General features: G+C 65.5%; 18 protein-coding genes and 1 tRNA gene. 11 read left to right on the forward strand and 8 right to left on the reverse strand.

Going from position 1 to position 15,989, the window contains the following annotated elements; genetic code table 11:
- Both VB734_RS12970 and VB734_RS12975 read left to right on the forward strand, forming a co-directional pair.
- Positions 1-536 (forward strand): SAM-dependent methyltransferase (locus VB734_RS12970; RefSeq protein WP_323243481.1); only part of this gene is annotated, 536 nt, incomplete at its 5' end.
- 42 nt (positions 537-578) lie between these two features.
- Positions 579-1,322 carry a DUF4079 domain-containing protein gene (locus VB734_RS12975; protein WP_322782371.1) on the forward strand — a complete coding sequence of 248 codons (744 nt, stop codon included), beginning with the start codon at positions 579-581 and terminating at the stop codon, positions 1,320-1,322.
- Here VB734_RS12975 and dusB read toward each other — a convergent pair.
- A complete protein-coding gene (dusB, locus tag VB734_RS12980; RefSeq protein ID WP_322782372.1) occupies positions 1,235-2,254 on the reverse strand; it encodes a tRNA dihydrouridine synthase DusB in 1,020 nt (339 codons plus the stop codon). The two genes, VB734_RS12975 and dusB, sit on opposite strands and share 88 nt — an antisense overlap.
- Between dusB and VB734_RS12985 the strand changes: the two genes are divergently transcribed.
- The 7 genes from VB734_RS12985 to proC all read left to right on the forward strand — a co-directional run bounded on the left by VB734_RS12985 (position 2,253) and on the right by proC (position 7,660).
- A complete protein-coding gene (locus tag VB734_RS12985; RefSeq protein ID WP_322782373.1) occupies positions 2,253-2,738 on the forward strand; it encodes a DUF1823 family protein in 486 nt (161 codons plus the stop codon). The genes dusB and VB734_RS12985 overlap by 2 nt on opposite strands.
- A 104-nt stretch (positions 2,739-2,842) precedes the next feature.
- Entirely contained in the window at positions 2,843-4,210 is a 1,368-nt protein-coding gene (gene der / locus VB734_RS12990) for a ribosome biogenesis GTPase Der (protein ID WP_197162317.1), read from the forward strand.
- A 13-nt stretch (positions 4,211-4,223) separates the two neighbouring features.
- The gene (locus tag VB734_RS12995; protein ID WP_322782374.1) at positions 4,224-5,159 is read left to right on the forward strand and encodes a CbiQ family ECF transporter T component; all 936 of its coding nucleotides are present in this window, start codon (positions 4,224-4,226) and stop codon (positions 5,157-5,159) included.
- A 22-nt stretch (positions 5,160-5,181) separates the two neighbouring features.
- Positions 5,182-5,460 carry a PipX family protein gene (locus VB734_RS13000; RefSeq protein ID WP_197162320.1) on the forward strand — a complete coding sequence of 93 codons (279 nt, stop codon included), beginning with the start codon at positions 5,182-5,184 and terminating at the stop codon, positions 5,458-5,460.
- A 25-nt stretch (positions 5,461-5,485) separates the two neighbouring features.
- The gene (locus tag VB734_RS13005) at positions 5,486-6,157 is read left to right on the forward strand and encodes a YggS family pyridoxal phosphate-dependent enzyme (RefSeq protein ID WP_322782375.1); all 672 of its coding nucleotides are present in this window, start codon (positions 5,486-5,488) and stop codon (positions 6,155-6,157) included.
- A gap of 94 nt (positions 6,158-6,251) precedes the next feature.
- Positions 6,252-6,848 carry a cell division protein SepF gene (locus VB734_RS13010; protein WP_322782376.1) on the forward strand — a complete coding sequence of 199 codons (597 nt, stop codon included), beginning with the start codon at positions 6,252-6,254 and terminating at the stop codon, positions 6,846-6,848.
- Positions 6,849-6,865: 17 nt separating this feature from the next.
- Positions 6,866-7,660, forward strand: coding sequence for a pyrroline-5-carboxylate reductase (gene proC / locus VB734_RS13015; RefSeq protein WP_323243482.1), 795 nt, complete (start codon positions 6,866-6,868; stop codon positions 7,658-7,660).
- Here proC and plsY read toward each other — a convergent pair.
- From plsY to VB734_RS13040, 5 genes are all read right to left on the reverse strand, one after another.
- Positions 7,647-8,327, reverse strand: a complete 681-nt coding sequence (gene plsY / locus VB734_RS13020; protein ID WP_322782377.1) for a glycerol-3-phosphate 1-O-acyltransferase PlsY — start codon at positions 8,325-8,327, stop codon at positions 7,647-7,649. The genes proC and plsY overlap by 14 nt on opposite strands.
- Entirely contained in the window at positions 8,324-9,289 is a 966-nt protein-coding gene (locus tag VB734_RS13025; RefSeq protein ID WP_416223692.1) for a DUF3086 domain-containing protein, read from the reverse strand. Before VB734_RS13025 ends, plsY begins: the two co-directional genes overlap by 4 nt.
- Positions 9,286-9,741 (reverse strand): DUF3119 family protein, encoded by a 456-nt coding sequence (locus VB734_RS13030; protein ID WP_322782378.1) that lies wholly within the window; start codon positions 9,739-9,741, stop codon positions 9,286-9,288. The genes VB734_RS13025 and VB734_RS13030 overlap by 4 nt, the downstream gene beginning before the upstream one ends.
- Positions 9,742-9,810: 69 nt before the next feature.
- Entirely contained in the window at positions 9,811-10,560 is a 750-nt protein-coding gene (locus VB734_RS13035) for an ABC transporter permease (protein ID WP_322782379.1), read from the reverse strand.
- Complete coding sequence (locus VB734_RS13040) at positions 10,557-11,966, reverse strand: MFS transporter (protein WP_322782380.1); 1,410 nt, start codon at positions 11,964-11,966, stop codon at positions 10,557-10,559. The genes VB734_RS13035 and VB734_RS13040 overlap by 4 nt, the downstream gene beginning before the upstream one ends.
- Positions 11,967-12,066: 100 nt before the next feature.
- Here VB734_RS13040 and VB734_RS13045 point away from each other — a divergent pair.
- Together VB734_RS13045 and VB734_RS13050 are read left to right on the forward strand one after the other, a co-directional pair.
- Positions 12,067-12,137 (forward strand) — tRNA-Gly (locus tag VB734_RS13045).
- Positions 12,138-12,732: 595 nt separating this feature from the next.
- Positions 12,733-13,539, forward strand: coding sequence for a hypothetical protein (locus tag VB734_RS13050; RefSeq protein WP_323243483.1), 807 nt, complete (start codon positions 12,733-12,735; stop codon positions 13,537-13,539).
- 115 nt (positions 13,540-13,654) lie between these two features.
- On the opposite strand, the gene VB734_RS13055 is transcribed toward VB734_RS13050, so the two are convergent.
- Together VB734_RS13055 and VB734_RS13060 are read right to left on the reverse strand one after the other, a co-directional pair.
- Complete coding sequence (locus VB734_RS13055) at positions 13,655-14,758, reverse strand: hypothetical protein (RefSeq protein WP_323243484.1); 1,104 nt, start codon at positions 14,756-14,758, stop codon at positions 13,655-13,657.
- The coding region (locus VB734_RS13060) for a hypothetical protein (protein ID WP_323243485.1) at positions 14,755-15,989 on the reverse strand (1,235 nt) is incomplete at its 5' end. The genes VB734_RS13055 and VB734_RS13060, both read right to left, overlap by 4 nt.

Consider the following 15,989-nt stretch of genomic DNA (forward strand, 5'->3'; position numbering starts at 1 on the left):
CCGCCGGGGCCCTCGCGCTGGAGGTGGCCGCCGGCCGCCGGGTGGTTCTGCTCTGTGAGGGGGATGTCTCCCTGTTCGCCAGTGCGTCCTACGTGCTGCTGGCTCTGCTGGAGCACCACCCGGACTGTCCGCTGCGCCTGATCCCGGGAATCACGGCGGCATCGGCGGCGGCGGCGGCCGGTGCCTGGCCCCTGGCCCTGCAGCGCCAGACCCTGAGGGTGCTGCCCACGCCGGATGATCCCGCTGAGCTGGAGGCGCTGCTGGAGGAGGCCATGGCCTGTCCCGAAGGCCAGAGGCCGGTGCTGGCCCTGCTCAAGCTGGGTGCTCGCTGGAGGTGGGTGCGGCCTCTGCTGGAGCGTCTGGGACTGCTGGAGGACGCCCTCTTCGCCCGGCATGTGGGCTGGCCGGATCAGTTGGTGGCACCGGCCGCTGCGGTGCCGCCCGAACGGGAAGGGAGCTCCGCCTACTTCTCCCTGCTGCTGATCCGCTGCGGCTGGCCCCAGGTGCTTCCCGACACATCCCCGCGGCTGGGCTGATCAGGCCTGGGATGCTTGCCTGAGTGCACCGCCTCGAGGCCCATGAACCCCATCGACTGGTTCGCCCTGCTCCACCCCGTGCTGGTGATCCTGTTCGTGTATCCGGTGGTGGGGGCGACGATTCGCCTGGGGATCCTGGCCCGGGAGCGACGGCTGAAGATCCACCCCCAGCCGCCCACCGTGGGGGTGGAGCACGCCGACCACGGCCGCTGGGTCACTGGAGGGATGGTGGTGGCGGTGCTGGTGGCCCTGATCTATTCCTTCACCAACAAGTTCATCAGCCCTGAGCCACCCTTCGCCGGTGGCGTCCAGCGCCTGGCTCTGCTGCTGCTGGTGAGCGCGGGCACCTTCGCCAGCCTGCTGGCCCTCTGGCGGGTGAAGACCACGACTCTGCGGGCCTCGTTCGCGCTGCTCACCTGGGCCGGTCTGCTGGGGCTGGGCAGCCAGCCGGAGATCTGGCGACTGAGCGACAACCCCTTCGAAGGGTCGTTCTGGGCGTCCCATTACTGGAGCGGGGTGCTGCTCACCGGCCTGATGCTGTTTTCGATGTCGGCCAAACCGGAGATCTTCCGATCCCTGAAGATGCGCCGCCTGCATGTGAGCGTGAACATCCTGGTGGCGGTGCTGCTGGCGGTTCAGGCGATCACGGGCAGCCGCGACCTGCTCGAGATTCCGGTGAGCTGGCAGAGGCCGGCGATCTACTCCTGTGACTTCGGGAAGCGCATCTGTCCGGCTCCCGCCAGCAGCTCCAGCGCCGCCGATGGGCTGGGGGCCCGCATCAGCTGATGGCGCAGCCGGGCGGCGCCGGCGAAGCCCTGACAGGTCCAGCCCATGTGCTTGCGGGCGATAAGCAGCCCCTGCTCCCCCCGGGCCGCCACCAGGGCCTCGAGGTGCTCCCGGGCCAGGGCCAGCCGTTCCGCAGGGCCGGGCAGCGGCGGCAGCGGTCTTCCGCTCAGGGCCGCGTCGATGCGGCCCACCAGCCAGGGAGCCCCGAGAGTGCCCCGTCCCACCATCACGCCATCGGCGCCGGTGCGTTCCAGGCAGTCGAGGGCTCGCTCCGGGTCGGTGATGTCGCCGTTGGCGATCAGGGGAATGGACAGGGCCCGCTTCACCCGGGCGATGGCGTCCCAGTCGGCTGAGCCGGAGAAGCCCTGGTCGCGGGTGCGGCCATGCAGGGTGAGGGCCTGGGCTCCGGCCTCCTGCAGGGCCAGGGCGAATCCCACCGGATCGGAGGAGTCGCCGCACCAGCCCAGACGGGTCTTGACGGTGACCGGAACCGTGACGGCCGCGCTGACGGCCTCGACGATGCGGCAGGCCAGGGCGGGATCGCGCAGAAGGCCGCTGCCGCCCCCCTTGCGGGCAATCTTGCGGACCGGGCAGCCCATGTTGATGTCCACCAGGAAGGCACCCGCCCCCTCGGCCCGCCGGGCCGCCTCCGCCATCGCTCCGGGCCGGTGGTCGAAGAGCTGAACGGCGATCGGCCCGGTCTCGGCCTCCAGGCCCGCCAGCTTGTCGCTGCCGTGGCCCAGCTCCAGGCTTGTGGCGTTGACCATCTCCGTGAAGAGCAGGGCATCAGGGGCCCAGCGGCGCACGAAGCCTCGAAAGATGCGGTCGCTCACGCCGGCCAGGGGCGACTGCAGCACCCGGCAGCGCAGCTTCCGCGGCGTGCCGCGACCGGGCAGGCTCAGGGGGGCATCGTGGAGGGAGCTGGGAGCCATGGCCATGTCCGCGTCGCCGCCTGAGGGGGCAACGGATCCCCACCCGCTCAGCCGTGCCCTGTTGGTGATGATCCTGGAGGATCGCCTCAGTGACCGCTTCGTCTGTGAACTGATCTGGCAGCGGCTGGGCTATGAACTCCAGGTGGACAGGACCTGGCGGGCGGGGCCCACCACGCCGTCCGCCTGGGCCGAGGCCTTCCCCCGGGCGCCGGAGCTGATCGCCGAGCGACCCGCCAGTGTGCGTCTGACCCGCTCGATTCCCGCGGAGCACAAGCAGCTTCTCAAAACCCAGCTCGGCTTCGCCGGCTACCGGATCGGCGAGCTGGTGCCGCGTCGCACGCGCCGGGCCACGGCTGTGAGCTGGCTGCTGGCCGATCTGGCCGCCCGCGGGGAGGGGCTGCCGGAGCAGGGTCCGCTGCCGGTGCCGCTGGTCCCACCCGAATCGCCGCTTCAGGGGCACCCCGGCGATCCGGAGGTGCACTGAAGCCCCGACCGAGATTGCCGAACGAGCCGCCGAACGAGGCGGCTGATCGAAGCAGCTTCAGTCTGTAGGGTTGAAGCAGGACATCGTTGTTGAGATAAAAGTTCTTGGCGCTTCCAGTCGTCGCCATCATCGGGCGGCCCAATGTGGGCAAATCCACCCTGGTGAATCGGCTCTGCCGCAGCCGCGAAGCGATCGTGCACGATCAGCCCGGCGTCACCCGTGACCGCACCTATCAGGAAGGGTTCTGGGGGGACCGCCGATTCCGCGTGGTCGACACCGGAGGTCTCGTCTTCGATGACGACAGTGAGTTTCTGCCGGAGATCCGCGAGCAGGCCAATCTGGCCCTGGCCGAGGCCTCCGTGGCGGTGGTGATCGTCGATGGCCAGCAGGGACTCACCGGGGCCGATCAGGCCATCGCCGACTGGTTGCGCGGGCAGAAGGTGCCTGTGCTGCTGGCGGTGAACAAGTGCGAATCGCCCGATCAGGGCCTGGCCATGGCCGCCGACTTCTGGGGTCTGGGCCTGGGTGAGCCCCATGCCGTCTCGGCCATCCACGGCGCCGGCACCGGGGATCTGCTCGACAAGGTGATCGGCTACCTGCCCACCACTCCGGAGGAGGAGACGGAGGAACCGATCCAGCTGGCCATCATCGGCCGTCCCAACGTGGGCAAATCCAGCCTGCTCAACTCGATCTGCGGCGAAGCGCGGGCGATCGTCAGCCCGATCCGCGGCACAACCCGCGACACGATCGACACCACGATCGAGCGGGAAGGCAAGACCTGGAAACTGCTCGACACCGCCGGCATCCGCCGCCGCCGCAGCGTCAGCTACGGCCCGGAATACTTCGGCATCAACCGCAGCTTCAAGGCGGTGGAGCGCAGTGATGTCTGTGTGCTGGTGATCGATGCCCTCGATGGCGTCACCGAACAGGATCAGCGGGTGGCGGGGCGCATTGAAGAGGACGGCCGCGCCTGCGTGATCGTGGTCAACAAGTGGGACGCGATCGAGAAGGACAGCCACACGATGGCGGCGATGGAAAAGGAGCTGCGCGCCAAGCTCTATTTCCTCGACTGGGCCCCGATGCTGTTCACCTCCGCCCTCACCGGCCAGCGGGTGGAGAGCATCTTCGCCCTGGCGCTGCTGGCGGTGGAGCAGCACCGCCGGCGGGTCACGACCTCGGTGGTGAATGAAGTCCTGCAGGAGGCGGTGAGCTGGCGTTCACCTCCCACCAGCCGCGGAGGGCGCCAGGGCCGCATCTATTACGGCACCCAGGTGGCCACCAGGCCACCCAGCTTCACCCTGTTCGTGAACGACCCGAAGCTGTTCGGCGAAACCTACCGCCGCTATGTGGAGCGTCAGATCCGCGAGGGTCTGGGCTTCGATGGCTCACCGATCCGGCTGTTCTGGCGCGGCAAGCAGCAGCGCGATGCCGAGAAGGACCTGGCCCGGCAGCAGAGCCGTTCCGCCTCCTGATGGTGCGCTCCTGATGGACTGGCTGCGTCAGCTGCCCATCGGCCAGTACGTCGATGGGCAGCGGGGATGGCTGCGGCGGCTCGATGCCAGGCTCAAACTGGGCTGGACCCTGGCCTTCCTGGGCACCCCGGTGCTGGCGGGACCCCAGTGGCGTCTGTCCCTGGTGGCGCTGCTGCTGCTGATCACGGCCGTCTGCGGTCTGCCCTGGCGCCTGTGGCGGCGCAACCTGCCCGTGCTCCTGGCCCTCTGCCTGCTGGTGGGTCTGCTGGCGGCGCTGGTGCCGGTGGGGGTGGTGGCCTCCGCCAGCAGCACGATGCGCTCCCCCCGGGAACTCCTGCTGGCCCCGGTCCCCGCCGGCCAGCCGGCGCCTCAGCGCCTCGGCCTGCCCTGGGAGGTGCTGCGCTGGGGGCCCATCCAGCTGGGACCCCTGCCGATCGGGCCGCTGGTGGTCAACCGCCGCTCTGCCGAGCTTGGTCTCAACAGCGCCACGCTGCTGTTCACCCTGCTGCACAGCGCCAACCTGCTGCTGCTCTCCACTCCACCGGAGGAACTGGTGTGGGCGCTGAGCTGGGTGATCACGCCGCTCGGGGCGCTGGGGCTGCCGGTGGAGCGGCTGGGCTTCACCCTGCTGCTCTCCCTGCGTTTCCTGCCGCTGGTGCAGGAGGAGTTCCAGAACCTGCTGCGCTCGATCGCCACCCGGGCGGTGAACCTCAGGAGCCTGGGCTGGAAGGGTGGCCTCGGACTGGTGCTGGCGGTGGCGGAGCGGCTGCTCGCCAACCTGCTGCTGCGCTCGGAGCAGGGGGCCGAGGCTCTGATGGCCCGGGGGGGGCACTGGGTGCCTCCAGCGCAGATCCGCCTGGCCCGGCGGGCGGCCCGCTGGCTGAATCTGGTCGCGGCAAGCGCACTTTTTCTGTTTCTCGGGCTGCGCTGGCAGTACGGTGCGCTGTAATTGGTAGCCATTGCAGCCGACAGTGAGCGTCGACGCGACCACCGAGCGTTATCTCAACCATCCGACGTTCGGGCTCCTTTACCGGGTCGCTCCTGCCGGTGAAGGTCGTGATCTCTTCGCCACCCTCTACGCCCAGAGGATGTTCTTTCTGGTGACCCTGCAACCGCGGGGGGCCCAGTTCGAGGTGATTCCGCTGATGGATGCCCGCCATGTGGCGGAGCAGAACCTGGCGCGGGCCCGGCGTGATGGCAGTGCGCAGCTGCCCCGGTGGCGCCAGCTGTTCGATCAGACCTTCATCTGATCCGATCTTCCCCTGAGCTGACGGGATGACCACCGCCACGCCGGCTGCGACGCCCGCTGACGCCCTCGCCCAGCGGCTGAAGGCTCTGCAGCGGCAGTTGCCTCCCCAGACCCGCCTGCTGGCGGTCAGCAAGGGGCAGCCGGCCGGCCGCCTGCGCGAGGCGGTGGCCCTGGGTCTGCGCAGCTTTGGTGAGAGTCGCCTGCAGGAGGCCCAGGCCAAGCAGGCGGAGCTGGCCGATCTCGACCCTCTCGACTGGCATTTCATCGGCCGGCTGCAGGCCAACAAGGCCCGTGGGGTGCTGCGCCATTTCGGCACGATCCATTCCGTCGACAGTCTTCCTCTGGCGGAGCGGTTGCAGCGGATTGCCGCCGAGGAGCAGCTCAGTCCCCGCGTGTTCTTTCAGGTGAAGCTCCGGCCCGATCCCGGCAAGACTGGCTTCGAGCCGCTGGAGCTGGAGCAGTGCTGGCCCCGGTTGCGGGCGCTGGAGCCCCTGGTGCCGGTGGGTCTGATGACGATCGCCCCCCTGGGCCTCGACGCGGATCAGCGCTTCGGCCTGTTCCGGGACTGCGCCGCTCTGGCGGCGACCCTGGGCCTCCAGGAGCTCTCGATGGGCATGAGCAGCGACTGGCCCGAGGCGGTGCGTGCCGGCAGCACCTGGGTGCGGATCGGCTCGGCTCTGTTCGGTCCAAGGGCTTGAGCTGTGTTTCGGAAATCGGTATCGAGGATGTGTCCAGTTGCAACCAAAGGCATGGGACGCTAAGTAAGTACATCTCCAATCGAAGGTGCCCACGGTGTCGTTGTTCTCCCGCCTGCGTGCCGTCGTTTCCGGAGACGACTACCTCGATGGTGACTACGACGATGAACTGGACTACGACCCCGGTGATTCTCCCGCCACCTCGGCGTCCCCTGGCCGCCCCGCCCTCTCCAGTGGCAGTGCCCTCGCCCTGACCAGCGACTTCAGCAGCGACGACCCCTTCGGCTCCGTCAGCTCCTCCAGCAACGTCATCGGCATGCCGGGGCTCTCCTCCACGGCGGCGGAGGTCACGCTGATGGAGCCCAGAAGCTTCGATGAGATGCCCCGGGCGATCCAGGCCCTGCGTGACCGCAAGACCGTGATCCTCAACCTCACGATGATGGAGCCCGACCAGGCCCAGCGTGCGGTCGACTTCGTGGCAGGCGGCACCTTCGCCATCGATGGCCACCAGGAGCGGGTGGGCGAGAGCATCTTCCTGTTCGCTCCCAGCTGTGTCACGGTCACCACCGCCACTGGCGAGGAGCCGTCCTCACCCACGATCGTGCCCAGCCGCGATCCCGCCGCCGAGAGTGACCCGGCCGCCCCCAGTCCGGCGTGGGGCCGCCAGGATCCCACCTCCGGGTTCAGCCTCTGAAGCCCTCCCGTCTTGGTGTGATCGGCCTCGGCCGCATGGCCCGGGCGCTGTTGACGCCGTTGCTGGATCAAGGGGTGATCGCCCGCGATCAGGTGCGGGCCGTTGTCGCCAGCGAAGACTCGGCCCGGCGCCTCCGGGACGAGCTCGGAGTGGCCGTGGCTCGTGATCCGGACGAAGCCTGGGCGGCCCCCGTCGTGCTGCTGGCGGTGAAGCCCCAGCTGCTCACGGCGGTTGCCGCGGCCGCGCCGTCGCCCCCCCGTGACAGCGACGGGGCTCCCCTGCTCATTTCGGTGCTGGCCGGAGTGACCCTGGAGCGGCTCGAGCGGTCCTTCCCCGGCTGGAATTGCGTGCGTGCCGTGCCCAACACCCCCTGCCTCGTGGGCGCCGGGATCACCGGTCTGGCCTGGGGGAAGGACCTGCCGGCCGGCCCGCGCCAGTGGGTGCTCGATCTCTTCGGCCGCGTCGGGGTGGTCAAGGAGCTGCCCGAGAGCCAGCTCGATGGCCTGCTCGCCCTGGCCTCCTCGGGTCCTGCCCTGGCGGCGGTGCTGCTGGAGGCGCTCGCCGATGGTGGCGTGGCCTCGGGACTGCCCCGGCCCCTGGCCCTGGAGCTGGCTCTGGCGATGATGGAGGGCTCGGTGAAGCTGCTGCGGGAGCAGAACCTTCATCCGGCCCAGCTCAAGGACATGGTGGCCAGCCCGGCGGGCACCACGATCGCGGCCCTGCGTCAGCTGGAGCAGGCGGGGGTGCGCAGTGCTCTGATCGAGGCGGTGCTTGCGGCGGCGGAGCGCAGCCGGGCTCTCAACGCCGGTTAGGACCTCCAGTGGGGTCTTCCGGAAGGGTCTTCTGTCCCAGCCGTGGTTCCTCCCCCGCCATCAGCCGCTGCAGGTTGCTGCGGTGCCGCCAGACCACCAGGGCGGTGGTGAGCAGTGCCAGGGCCAGGTAGGCCGGCCTGACGCCGGTGCCCGCTCCGGCGAAAGCGGCCAGCATCAGCAGAGGCAGGCTCAGCGCCGCCACGACGCTGGAGAGCGAGACGATCCGGCTGAGGGCGAGGCAGGCCAGAAAGGTCCCGAAGCAGGCCAGGCCCACGGCCGGCACCAGGCCGAGCAGCATGCCCAGCCCCGTGGCCACGGCTTTGCCCCCCTTCCAGCCCAGCCACACGGGCCAGCTGTGGCCTGCCAGGGCGGCCAGACCGGCCGCCACCACCCACCAGTCGGTGCTGGGGGTGAAGCCGCCGCCAGGCTGCAGCAGGGCCTTGGCCAGGAGCACCGTGGCGGTGCCCTTGAGCAGATCCACCAGGAACACCACCAGAGCTGGCCCCTTGCCCAGCTGCCTCAGGACGTTGGTGGCCCCGGTGGAGCCGGAGCCCAGCTGGCGCAGGTCGATGCCGGCCAGCCAGCGGCCGGCCAGCCAGCCCGTGGGCAGCGAGCCCAGCAGGTATCCCGCCGCCAGCACCAGCAGGGGCAAGAGGGGTTGGCTCATGGCAGGTCCTGCTCCAGGGCCAGCTCGCTGGCGGTGGCGGCAAAGGCCAGCCAGAGGGGGAACTGAAGCACCGGGATGTCCACCACCTGCTCGGCGGCATCGATGACGATGAAGGGCAGCTCGCCACGCTCCTCGAGCCGGTCGGCCCGCTCGATCAGGGCATCGGGCCGCTCGAACAGGACGATGCCGCTGTTGGGGCCGAAGTCTTCCCGGGCCAGGCCCAGACAATCCTGCAGGCCACGGCGCCATTCACCGAGGCGCTCGGGCTCTCCCGCCAGCACCAGGGTCTGGAAGCGGTCGCCGTAGAGATCCCCCAGGATCGCCACGGCCCCGGCGGTGATCAGGGCATTGCGATTGCGGCTGCCGGTGCTGGGCTGGGCACCCCGCCCGCCCTGGTTGAGGAACCAGTCGTCGAGCAGGGCGGCGGCGGCCGGCTCCAGGCTGCGGCGCAGCTTCCAGGGATCGGCATAGAAATCGGGCTGGCCCTGGAAGCGGGTCAGGCGTTCGCGGATCAGCTCGGCGTCCTGGCTGAACTGGCCAGCCGCCGGAGGAGGGACCGGCTGAACCGCCGCCGCCATGGATGCAGGAGCTTCAGGGGCCGGATCCAGGGGTGAGGGCTGCACCTGCAGGGGTTGCACCACCAGATCCATCTGCTCCGCCTGGCTGGCCAGGTCCTGCAGGGCGACCACCAGGTAGTCCTGAAAACCCTTGAGTCTGCGGGCGATGCCATCGGCGCGACCGCTGGGGCTGCCGTCGAGATCGGTGTCCAGTTGCCGCCGCCGCTGCTCCAGGGCCTCGATCTCGCTCAGCAGGGCCGCTCGGCGCTCCCGCAGGTCGAGCAGGGCCAGCTCCATCAGCTCGTTGCGGGCCCCCGGCTCGGGCTGCAGCGGCGCCGGCTGCAGCGGCTCGGGCTGGGGCAGCGGCTCGGAGTCGGACTCTGGGGGGGGGGTGATGTCGCTCATGGCAGGCCGCTCAGGTGGAGATCCAGCTGCTGGCGAAGGGCGGTGGCATCAAAGAGCACCGGCAGCAGGTGGGGACTGCTGGCTTCACGGAAATAGAACAGCACCGGCAGCGGTCCCCAGAACACTCTCCAGCCGATCCATGCGCTGTAGGGGAAGCGGCGCAGCAGGCTGGAGCGGCTCCACACCAGCAGGGCATCGCTGCTGAACTGCAGCCGCAGCAGCAAGGTCTGCACCAGGAGGAACAGCCCGAGCAGCCCCACCACCCCGGCGGCGATCGGGGCCCAGCTCCAGGTGGGCTGAAGGGGCAGCAGCGCCAGGGCCAGGCTGATCACCCCCAGGGGCACCCACGGGCGGGGAGCCAGGATCACCCCGGCCGCCGGATCGGGACCGCTCGGGACTGGGGGCTCGCTGCCCACTGGCGCGTCAGTGGCAGGACTCGGAGGAGTGGTCATCGCTCCATGCTGCAGCGCCTGCCCCCCCGTTGACCAGTGGTCGCCCCGCGGGGGGGCAGGCCCGGCGGCTCAGCCACCGAAGAGCACCTGGGTGAGGACGACATCCATCAGGCTGACCGTCACCAGGATCATCACCACGGCGCCGGTGGTGCTGGTGCCCACCTCCTTGGGGCCGCCGCGGGTGGTGAGACCCCAGCCACAGGCGATCACCGCGATCTGAAGTCCGAACACCAGGGCCTTCACCAGCATCGAAGGCAGATCGGAGGGCTCCATCCAGGTGCGGACGGAGTTCCAGAACACAGTGGGGGGAATCGAATAGAGGAAGGTGCTGCTCACCTGGCCCGACCAGATCCCCACCACGAAGAACAGCAGGCACTGCACCGGCGCCATCACCACCATCGCCAGCATGCGTGGCACCACCAGGTATTCCACCGGATCGGTGCGCAGCATCGTGATCGCGTCGATCTGCTCCGTCACCTTCATGGTGCCCAGCTGGGCGGCGTAGGCCGTGGCCACTTTCCCGGTGAGCAGGGTGGCGGTGAGCAGCGGGGCGATCTCCCGGGCCAGTCCCAGGGCGAGGATGCCGCCCACGGAGAAGCCCGCCCCCTGGCGGGTCAGCTCCGCCGCCACCTGAATGTTGAACACGGTGCCGGCGGCCAGGGCCGTGATGATGACGATCAGGAAGCTGCCGGGTCCGGCTTCCAGCATCTGCTCGAACAGGTCGTTGAGGTTGATGCGGCCCTTGGCCAGGGCGGAGATCGACTGTCCGCCGATCAGGACACTGCTGCCCAGCCGCTGGATGTAGCGGGGAATGGTCATGAGTGCAGGGCCTGGCGGCGCCGCCGTTCCGGCCAGCGGCGCATCACCACCAGCCCCACGGCGATCAGGACCACCGGGATGATCCCCATGCACAGCCGGATCGTGAGCAGGGCCGAGTCGGGCTGAAGCAGCCCTTTGGCGGCCTGGTAGCCGCTGAAGCTGAGAACGTTGCCGAGCACGAACACCGCCACGCCGATGCCCAGCTTCTGCGTGATCACCATCCAGGCGGTGTAGAGGCCGGCGGGTCTGTCGGGATCGGCATCGATGGCATCAGGCAGCAGGGCCCAGGGGATCAGGTACGCGGTGGCGGCGCCCAGACCCACCAGGATGATCGTGGCCACCAGCAGGGAGAGATTGAGCAGGTTGCCGGCCGAACCGGTGGGGGAGATCTCCGGGTTCAGGGGCACCAGCACCATCGCCGCCATGCAGCCCACCACCCAGAGCCCCACGCCCCAGCGCAGGGCATGCACCCGACCGTGCCAGTAGGCCACCCAGCTCCAGAGCTGCAGGCCCGCCAGGGCGCTCACCTGGAAGGGAATCAGGATCCAGGTGCTCCAGCTCTCGGGGATGCGCATCACCACCGTCAGGAAGATCAGCGACACCGGTTGCATCAGTTGCAGGGCGCACCAGAGCAGCAGGTAGAGCGCCAGCACCCGCAGGAAACGGCCGTTGCCGCTGATCCGTCTCAGCTGCCTGCTGATCGGTTCGGGGTGGCCGCTGGGGCGCTGGCAGTGGCGGGCGAAGGGGGCCAGCCCCCAGGCGCAGATCAGGCTGGTGACGGTGATCAGCATCCCGGAGATCAGGCCCATGCGCAGGTAACCCTCGGCGCCGCCTCTCACCAGCAGGGCCCCCAGCACCAGGCCGCTCAGGCCGGCGATGATCGAACCGGTGAAGCGCAGGGCGTTGAGCCGGGTGCGCAGGGGCGTGTCGGTGGTGAGCTCGCTGGCGAGGGCCGAGTAGGGCAGGTTGACGCAGGTGTAGAGCCCCATCGCCACCAGCTGGATCAGCACGAAGACGACGAACTTCTGCCAGTCGCTGCCGGGGGGCACCCACCACATCGCCGCCATGCTCAGCCCGAGGGGAACGGCGCTGAAGGCGATCCAGGGAATGCGCGGTCCCCAGCGGCTCTTGGTGTGGTCGCTGAGGAAGCCGACGATCGGGTCGTTGATGCCGTCCCAGACCTTGATCACCATCAGCACCAGCCCCGCCATCCAGGCCGGCAGACCCGCCACCCCGGTGTAGAAGACGAACAGGTAGAACCCGAGCAGGGTGGCCGCCATGCCGGTGCCCGCGTCGCCGAGGCTGTAGCACCAGAGCATGCGTCGGCGGTCTGCGCCCCTGAGGTTGGAGGCATCGCTGACCGGTGTGGGCGCCTGGGGGCTCAGCGTGGTCTCGGTGGAGGTCAAGAAGGGCTGTCCCAGGCGCAGGTCATAATGCTGCAGGCAAGCGTTCGTGGCGGTCGTCGCGACCGGGATGGGCGTTCGCCGACGGTACGCTTGTACTGGCGCGGGCGTAGTTTAGTGGTAAAACCTCAGCCTTCCAAGCTGATGATGCGGGTTCGATTCCCGCCGCCCGCTTCCTTTTCTCAATAAGGGTTTTCGGCTCAAAGTCCTTGCTGCGACTGGCGTTAGGGCTTCCAGTCTTTGCCAGCGTCTGTTTGGCCGTGCCAGGCTGTGAGACGAAACATCTCACCAAACGTCTCACATGCCGGCGGCCCGTGATTGGGAGATGACGATCAGGGCCGTCGTGTCTCACGCGCTGTCCCAAAGGGGCTGCAGCAGGGGCTGGACGGTTCTGAATCACCGCGGTCATGCGCGCCTGAACATCGCTGCTGGTGCCGGTGGGGGCAAACGCCGCCAGGTGCTGCTGCCGATCCCCTGGGAGTGCGACCAGGTTGACCAGATCCGCGACGCTGTGGTTCAGGTCTACGACGAGTTCCAGCAGGGCATTGAGCCCGATGCCTGCGTTGCCCGGATGCACCGTGCTGAGGAGCAAGGCGCTGTAGGCCTCCGATCGGGGGGATCAAGCCAGGGCGGCCGCGCCAGGCATCGAGCTGGAGCGGCGCTCCACGCTCCTGGGGACTGGGATGCGTTGATTTCAGCCTTCCGGGAACACAAGCTGATCAGTGGCGAGATCAAGCCGTCCACCTGGCACCGGGTCTACCGGCACCACATGAACCACGTGCTCGGAGCCGTGGCTGTGGCGACCCCGCCGCAGAACTCCAAGCAGCTTCTTGAGACGCTGGCGCGGATATGGGCTGATAAGCCGGGCGGGCGCACTCGCCAGATCCAGATTCAGTCGACGGCAGCCCTGCTGCGTTGGGCCGTGGCGGAGCGTCGACTGGGTGAGGACTGGGAGCCGCCGCAAGACCTGACGGTGTTCGTGGGTCGATCGCGTGCGGCGAAATCCATCACGACTCCTTTGGAGGTGGAGCACATCCTTGCGTTGGTGCGGGCCATCCCGGATGCCCGCTGGCGCTTTGCCTTTCAGCTGATGGCGGCTTACGGTCTTCGCCCAGAGGAACTCCAGCATTTGCAGATCCGCCAGGGCCGACTCTGGTGCATGTATGAGAAGGTCGCCTCACGCGGCAAGACCCGGCCACGTGTGCTTCGCACTCTGCCCTGTGATGACTGGGCGGATGGGTGGCGCCTCGAGGAGCGCTTCCCTACCCAGGTGTTTCCGCCCATGCAGCCTGGCCTTGGTGGCGGCTATGTGGGTCACTATCTGATGAATCGGCCCCTCTGGAAAGAGCTCCGGCGGGAATACGAGGCTAAGGGGGAGAAGTTGGTTCCCTACTCCAGCCGGCACGGCTACGCCCATCGAGCTCACGTCATCTGCGATCTGCCGCCCAAGGTGGTGGCCGCGGCGATGGGACACAGCGTCCAGACCCACCTGGCTGCTTACAGCCGCTGGTGTGGCGAGGAGGTGGTTGACGATGCCTTTGCTAAAGCAGAAAAGCGACTAGGCCGCAACGGGTGAGAGGCATCTACCACTCGCAGAAGGGGGGCAGAATATGATGTTAGTCATCACAAATGACCTGGCGAGTAGAGGTTCGTTCGTCCTTGGCAGTCAGTTGCCCTGATTAAGCTGCGAGCTAAGACTTGCCTCCAAACAACAGAGACTTTATAAGCATTGGGAGAACACGAGGAGAGATGTAGCTCCTACAGTGCTTTAAGATTTCCGCTCTTGTGCCAGGTGGGATTGCCTTGATCTCCTCAAGCAAGGCGGATGGATCGGAGGCCAGGCTGTTGACTCTGTCAAGTAGAAGTTTGTAATAATCGGGTGGAGTAAAAGGTATCGAGATGTCTTCGTCTAACCCGATCGAGTTGTCATCGAATACGATGTATTCTCCTTGTTGTATCTTGGGAGAAGGAGGACCTTCGGGATCTTGAGGATTCGGTTGGCTTGCAAGCAGGAACTGACTGCTGTTACGCTCGATGAGGGAGAATAGCACCTCATCAACCCTCTGAAGCGAAAATAAGCCAGAGCCTTCTTCTTCGCAGCTTGCGAAAGAAGACATATAGCAGTCTATGCAAGCGCCTTTGACCTTCGAGGCAAAATTAAGCATCAACTGCTCTACCTCCCTATAGTCTTCGTCGCTCTCGATCAAGTCAACCTTGTTGACTAGGAGAAGAGTCGGGATCCCAGAAGAGGAGATTTTCTGAATTACCTCTCTTTCGATATGAGCCAAAGGCTTGACCGCCGAAGAAACATGTATGTACGCCAGACCCTCGTCTTCGGCAAGCTGCTTCTGCATTACTGAGTAAATCCCATTATTGGGAATACTGCGTAGTTCGGCTTGCCCAAGCTCCGCAGCAAAGGTGACACAGCCAATGATGCTGAATGAAGCCATTACTTCTAGTGATGTTTGTTCACTGTCAGATACCTTCGCCAAGATGTTCTTGCTCACCTCGCCCGCAGCAAGCGCAATCAAGTGACGTGACTCGAAATTATCAGAAGAAATAGTTATATCATGCTCAGCACACCCTGTACTTTTTAATCGCAGAACTGAAGCCAATGTGCTGCCTTCTGGATCACCCAATGCATTGTCAAAATGAACTCGATTAGCTTTAGAGCGCCGTCCTCGTACTCCTCTTGGAAAAGGAGTATCGGGCAATCCACTGACGAGATGGTTTAGTAGCGTAGTTTTCCCGGATGATCTCTCGCCACCAATTATGACGTTGAGAAACCTTGTCATGACTGGATCAAATCGTTGATGCTTGCCGTATTGCTCTTGATTTCATCAAGCAGAGCATAGGAGTCCTTAATTTGGTCCCACACTTTAGAGCTATTTTCTTCTATGTTGCGAACTATCTCGCCTTGCTGGTCTTGAACGTCTTGAACTTCGGACACAATCTGAAGGCGTACTGACTGGCCAGACTCAGCGAACTTCTCGGAGACTTGCTTCTTGATATCAAGTCGTTTGATGCCTAGCTCTTCGAGGATCTTGGGGAACATTTTTTCACCTATGGATTTTCTCATCTTGTCCGCAAAGCCATCTACTTGCTTTGCAATATGAAAGTATTCTTGCATCACCCAGTACACAATTGCAATCGGCCACGCGAATATACCTAGCACAACTGTTATGACAACTTGAATGATGAATCTCGTCAAGAAAGACTGCCAGTCGCCGTTTCCAAGAATAGAACCTGAGACTTGTGACGGATCAAGCATTAAGACGCCGATAAATGCTTGAGTGATACGATTAACATCCGCTTCAGTGTCGGCATTTCGAGCACCCGAGAAAAGCGCTTTAATCGATTCAAGATCGACCGATATCTCCTTGATACCTTGATCCACGCTACTCCTAACTTTTGTGACGGCTGCTTGTATTCTGGGGTCACTAGGTAAGCGTTCTGCCCAATCGAGAAGAATGCGGTTTATATAGACTTCGATGCCTTTTTCTATCTCTTTCTCGATGTGAGCTTTATCATTGCCTTTGCCTTGCAGAAATCCCCAGAGCCTTTCAAAAGGTGCCTTAAAGCCATCCCAGGCACTTACACCGGTTAGGGGCAGGCCTTCAATTGACTCTTCTTCCCATTTGCTTTGTCTTTCTTTGATAAACTGTTCAAGGTTCTCATAAGTGGCATCGGCAATGATAATTCCAGCCTCGGTAAATAACTCTTCAATCTGCCTGGCCTTGTCTTTTAGCTTTTCTAGCTTGACCTGGCTTTCTGCTTTTCTGGCTTTCAGATCTTCGAGTGAAGAGCTTGCAGCTGCTTTCCAATCATTCACAAGTCTTTCATGTTCATTAAGAAAGTCATTGGATGCAGCCTGCAGTCTCTTTAGTGCAATTCGTTCGCGTACCCGTTCAGGAGTCGGGACAGCTCGCAACGAACATCGGGCTTGCTGAACCCTTGACGGTGGCTTGATTCCTAGTTGCATCTCAGTAAGAGACTCCTTGCGATGACCACCCCACCGGCCGGGAT

The sequence above is a fragment of the Synechococcus sp. BA-124 BA4 genome, from assembly GCF_034931165.1.

What these genes read in the sequence shown, in the direction of transcription:
- VB734_RS12975 (WP_322782371.1), top strand. Translation starts at nt 579, where the DNA reads ATGAACCCCATCGACTGGTTCGCCCTGCTCCACCCCGTGCTGGTGATC.
- VB734_RS13050 (WP_323243483.1), top strand. Translation starts at nt 12,733, where the DNA reads ATGAACCACGTGCTCGGAGCCGTGGCTGTGGCGACCCCGCCGCAGAAC.
- dusB (WP_322782372.1), bottom strand. Translation starts at nt 2,254, where the DNA reads ATGGCTCCCAGCTCCCTCCACGATGCCCCCCTGAGCCTGCCCGGTCGC.
- VB734_RS13035 (WP_322782379.1), bottom strand. Translation starts at nt 10,560, where the DNA reads ATGACCATTCCCCGCTACATCCAGCGGCTGGGCAGCAGTGTCCTGATC.
- VB734_RS13055 (WP_323243484.1), bottom strand. Translation starts at nt 14,758, where the DNA reads ATGACAAGGTTTCTCAACGTCATAATTGGTGGCGAGAGATCATCCGGG.
- VB734_RS12985 (WP_322782373.1), top strand. Translation starts at nt 2,253, where the DNA reads ATGGCCATGTCCGCGTCGCCGCCTGAGGGGGCAACGGATCCCCACCCG.
- VB734_RS13030 (WP_322782378.1), bottom strand. Translation starts at nt 9,741, where the DNA reads ATGACCACTCCTCCGAGTCCTGCCACTGACGCGCCAGTGGGCAGCGAG.
- VB734_RS12995 (WP_322782374.1), top strand. Translation starts at nt 4,224, where the DNA reads ATGGACTGGCTGCGTCAGCTGCCCATCGGCCAGTACGTCGATGGGCAG.
- VB734_RS13005 (WP_322782375.1), top strand. Translation starts at nt 5,486, where the DNA reads ATGACCACCGCCACGCCGGCTGCGACGCCCGCTGACGCCCTCGCCCAG.
- VB734_RS13025 (WP_416223692.1), bottom strand. Translation starts at nt 9,289, where the DNA reads ATGAGCGACATCACCCCCCCCCCAGAGTCCGACTCCGAGCCGCTGCCC.
- plsY (WP_322782377.1), bottom strand. Translation starts at nt 8,327, where the DNA reads ATGAGCCAACCCCTCTTGCCCCTGCTGGTGCTGGCGGCGGGATACCTG.